This window comes from uncultured Negativibacillus sp. (assembly GCF_944388365.1).
In the GTDB taxonomy this organism is placed as follows: Bacteria; Bacillota; Clostridia; order Oscillospirales; family Ruminococcaceae; genus Negativibacillus.
The window spans coordinates 1-4,385 of the sequence record NZ_CALXIN010000129.1 but is presented as its reverse complement, the minus strand read 5'-3'; the positions used below and the strand labels follow the sequence as shown (position 1 = coordinate 4,385).

At 53.7% G+C, this 4,385-nt stretch carries 5 protein-coding genes; 4 read left to right on the top strand and 1 reads right to left on the bottom strand.

Going from position 1 to position 4,385, the window contains the following annotated elements; genetic code table 11:
* From Q0L39_RS10870 to Q0L39_RS10860, 3 genes are all read left to right on the top strand, one after another.
* The coding region (locus Q0L39_RS10870; RefSeq protein WP_296629125.1) for a stage V sporulation T C-terminal domain-containing protein at positions 1-295 on the top strand (295 nt) is incomplete at its 5' end.
* Between the two features lie 180 nt (positions 296-475).
* Positions 476-1,852, top strand: a complete 1,377-nt coding sequence (locus Q0L39_RS10865; protein ID WP_296629124.1) for a DUF4241 domain-containing protein — start codon at positions 476-478, stop codon at positions 1,850-1,852.
* A gap of 24 nt (positions 1,853-1,876) precedes the next feature.
* Positions 1,877-3,133, top strand: coding sequence for a chloride channel protein (locus Q0L39_RS10860; protein WP_296629122.1), 1,257 nt, complete (start codon positions 1,877-1,879; stop codon positions 3,131-3,133).
* A 261-nt stretch (positions 3,134-3,394) separates the two neighbouring features.
* Here Q0L39_RS10860 and Q0L39_RS10855 read toward each other — a convergent pair whose 3' ends face one another.
* Entirely contained in the window at positions 3,395-3,592 is a 198-nt protein-coding gene (locus Q0L39_RS10855) for a hypothetical protein (RefSeq protein ID WP_296629120.1), read from the bottom strand.
* 167 nt (positions 3,593-3,759) lie between these two features.
* Between Q0L39_RS10855 and Q0L39_RS10850 the strand changes: the two genes are divergently transcribed.
* Positions 3,760-4,014: a YlmC/YmxH family sporulation protein gene (locus Q0L39_RS10850; protein WP_296629119.1), complete on the top strand. Its 255-nt coding sequence runs from the start codon at positions 3,760-3,762 to the stop codon at positions 4,012-4,014.
* Positions 4,015-4,385: the final 371 nt, after the last annotated feature.

The window sequence follows — 4,385 nt, the reverse complement described above, 5'->3', positions numbered from 1 at the left end:
GGTATCGGTGTCCGGCATTCCCAAAAAGGAGCTGCTGGAACGCCGCATCTCTCGGGCTTTGGAGGAGATCATGGAGCAGCGCAAAAACTATGTCTATGGACAGAGCGACAGCATCCTGCAGCCGGTGGAAGGCGTCGAGCGCACCGCCCTGGTCGCCTATCCCATCATCTCCGCCGGCGATGTGTGCGGAGCGATTCTGTTTTTGGCAGACGGCGATCCGACCGTTCCCACCGAAGCCGAGGAAAAGCTGTTGCAGGCAGCCGCCGGTTTTCTGGGAAAACAGATGGAAGAATAACAACGCAAAAAAAGACAGACCGTTTTTTTATCTGCGGTCTGTCTTTTTTTTGCGTTCTCACCCTCTCTGCTGCCGCTTTACCTTGACAGCATGTACCAGAATTTTTATAATTAAAATTGGAGAAAAACGCCGCTTTTGCTGGCGATCAAAATAACAGCATCCGCTACGGGAGGAACATCGATGATCCCTAAAAAAGAATGGATTCAACAGTGGATACAGCATCGGGACGAGCTGTATTCTTCGGTGGATCTGGAACGGTATTTTGTGCAGGGAGAGGTAAACGGTCAGCAGGTGGAGGTGGTCCGCATCGGGCTGTGCTCGGTGCCGACCGGCGAGCTGATGGCGCGCGATCCCATCTTCTGTCTGGAAAACCGCAAAGAGCTGCCCTACTTTATCAATGCGCCGGTCGGCAACTATCCGGTGGAGCTGGCGCTGGTGCGTCCCGACGGAGAGGAGCCTTTGTTTGTTGCGGCACGGGTCCGCTTTAACTACCGCACAGCAGTCCGCTTTGAACAGGCGCTGATCGGCACCGAGGAGATCGCCGACTATGACGGCGGCTTCTTCGGCTTCTTTTCTTACAGCGGTCTGGGCTGTATCTGTGACCGCAAGGTACATCAGGCATTCTGCAACTTTCTCGAAAAATGGCGCAGAGACAATCCCGAAGGGGAGCTGTTCGAGGATTATTTTGCGCCTTTGCTCGAAAAAAGTCCTCATGCGTGGCTCAACTGGGTGATTCCTGGCACCGAGCATCATCTGCCGATCTTCCCGACCGGCTGGGGAGAGGGACAGTATCCGGTCTACTGGGGACGGGATGCCGAGGGCGGCGTCTGTCAGCTGGTGATCTGGATGATCGACCTGGACAAAAAGGACGAACCGGAACCAGCGGACGAGTTGGAGGAGGAAATCCTCGAACCGGACACCGAGCAGGAGCAGCTGGAGCAGCCGGCGCTTTTGGAGGCAAAAGGCGGGTATCGCTGCCGGTTATTTCTTGACAACTGGCACCAGTTCTTTGAGGATGACCAGCTGCTGCCGGTGCTGTTTACCGCAAGGGGTCAGGCGCTGGAGCCGGAGGCCTGCCAAAAGGCGATGCAGCATCTGGTGGAACATCAGTATGGAATCTTGGATGAGATGATGCTCTCACTGGAGGACAAGTATCCCATCATGCAGCTGGAATACGGGCATCCGATGGCGGAAAATGCGCCCGAGATGCCGAATCTGCGCGACCGGAACGACTTTTCCGAATTGCTGCGTCCGCTGCGGCTGATGGTGGATGTGGACACCGGCACGGTGTCGGCGGCATTTCGCTGCCGCTGGGACGAGAAGTATGGTCTGGGCATCAGCGTCTGCGGCGAACAGCTGGTGCAGATCGGGACGATGCAGCTGGTGCCCGAGTTTGAACAGCAGCAGGAAGCAACAGAACAGCTTGCTGCCCCACAGGAGCACAGAAGAACCAAACCGCTGGGCCGGCGCAAAAAGAAGCAGTACAAAAAGAGAGAACAGAAAAAGATGGTCAGCCAGCAGATGGCGGTTTCCAATGCGGCAAAGCGGCATCTATAATATCATAGGAGGAAAGTTTGCGTGATGGAGAAGTTCAGGGAAGTAGCGGCAAAATGGATCAAAACGATTGCGGTATTTATCAAGTGGGTGCTGCTGGCGTCGGTGGTAGGCAGCATCGTCGGCGTGATGGGCGTGCTGTTCCACTTTTCGGTGGAGAAGGTCACCGAATTGCAGACAAGCTATCCGTGGCTGCTGTTTTTGCTGCCGGTGGGCGGCATCGTGATCGTGCTGCTGTATCGGGTGTGCGGCATGGAAAAGGACATGGGTACTAATACCATCCTGGAGGCGGTGCGCGGAGAACATGCGCTGCATGTGCGCACGGCGCCGCTGATCTTTATCAGCACGGTGATTACCCACCTGCTGGGCGGCTCGTCCGGCCGAGAGGGAGCCGCCTTGCAGATTGGCGGCAGCATGGGCGGAAAGCTCGCCGACTTGCTGGATCTGGACCAGCGGGAGCATCAGGTGATGATTATGTGCGGCATGAGCACCTGTTTTGCGGCGCTGTTTGGCACACCGCTGACCGCGACCATCTTTGCCATTGAGGTGGTCAGCGTCGGTCTGATGCACTATGCGGCGCTGGTGCCCTGCATCACCGGCGCGCTGACCGGCTATGGAATTTCGCGCATCTTCGGCATCGCACCGACCGCCTTCGCCATCAGCGGCATTCCGTCGTTGGGCTTTTCGGCGGTGGCACAGGTGGTGATTCTGTCGCTGCTGTGCGCATTGCTCAGTCAGGCGTTCTGCATCACCATGCATACGGTGAGCAAGCTGTACAAAAAGTATCTGCCCAATCAGCTGCTGCGGGCTGCAGTGGGCGGCGTGCTGGTGATCGTACTGACCCTGCTGATCGGCAGCCGCGATTATAACGGCGCCGGAATGCCGGTCATCGTGCGCGCGCTGGAAGGACAGGCTGAGCCGCTGGCTTTTCTGTTTAAGCTGCTGTTGACAGCGGTGACATTGGGCGCCGGCTTTAAAGGCGGCGAGATCGTGCCGACCTTCTTTGTCGGAGCAACCTTTGGCTGTGTGGTCGGACCGCTGCTGGGACTGGACCCGTCGTTTGCAGCCGGCGTCGGTCTGGTGGCGCTGTTCTGCGGCGTCATCAACTGTCCGGTGGCTTCGTTTACGTTGGCAGTGGAGCTGTTTGGAGGAGACGGCGTGATCTTTTTCGGGATTGCCAGCGCCATCGGCTATATGCTGTCGGGATATTATGGGCTGTATAGCGGGCAGAAGATTGTGTATTCTAAGCTGGAAGCGAAGTTTATCGACGTCCATTGTGATTAGGATAAGGTAGACCTTTTGCGCCGAAGGCGAACTAAAGTTTTTGGTTGAGCTTTTTTCAAAAAGCTCATAGGGGTACGGGGGCAACGCCCCTGTGACACAATATAAATCCAATATTAAAATGTTAAGGGGCAGAATCCCTTTTCGATGCACGCGCACGTCAGTGCGGTGGATGACTTTGTCATCCACCTTTTGTTTATGTAAGAAAACAGTAAATAAAAATAGCCACCTTTTCAAGCGGCTTAAATTGGTTTTGATTTAGTTTTAATCACGAAGATTAAGCACATATTCCTCAATCCATTTGACAATAAGAGAATTCTTAGGGATTTGTTCATCCTCTGCTTTTTGAGTAAATTGTTCAAATAAATCATTAGGTATTCTAAATCCACGAACTGTTGATGTTTTATTATCACCACGTTCTTTTGCTTTCTGGTATTCTTTTTTATAATCACGTTCAGCCATAATAATACCTCCTGACATTTGAAGATAGTATAGCATGATTATGGATAACGTTCAACTTGCTGCCTATCCTCATAAAAAGTGAAAAATAATCCACACCTACCTCAAACGTCTTTTTCCCGCTTGCGCTGCATAAGCTGTACCATCCACACAAAGGGCAGGTGAGCTGTATGATTTGCCGTATCAACGATTTTCGCGACAAGGATATCGTCAACGCCGCCGACGGTACACGGCTGGGACTGGTGGGCGACATCGAGCTGGACACCGAAACCGCCGCGCTGACCGCCATCGTCATCCGCGGACGCTGGAGGTGGTTTGGACTGCTGGGACGCGAAAAGGATATCGTCATCCCATGGGAGGAGATCGAGGTCATCGGCGAGGACACCATCCTGGTGCGCAGAAATCCCGACAAAACGCTGCCCTGATCGCCGCCGCGCTGTTAGACTGCCCAAAAGGAAAGCCTTGGAAAGCAAAAAGGACAGCACAACGGCAAAAAGCTAAAAAAGCCGATGAAAACGCGAAAAAATCCCTTGCAATTTTTCCGATGCTTTGGTATAATACTCGGGAACGGCAAAAAAGACGGGATTTCCCGCGCCGTATCTTAATAACACACGTTTCGGATTGACCGGATGGTGCCGACAGGCAAACCTGTGGTTTTCCACGGGCAGAATGTTCACCGGCCCATTGGTGGATGTTCTTCGGAATTCCGGTAAAGCGTTCGAGACGGAGGTTTAACCTTAAGGAGGATTTTAACATGGGCGTAGTATCTATGAAACAGCTGCTGGAAGCAGGCGTA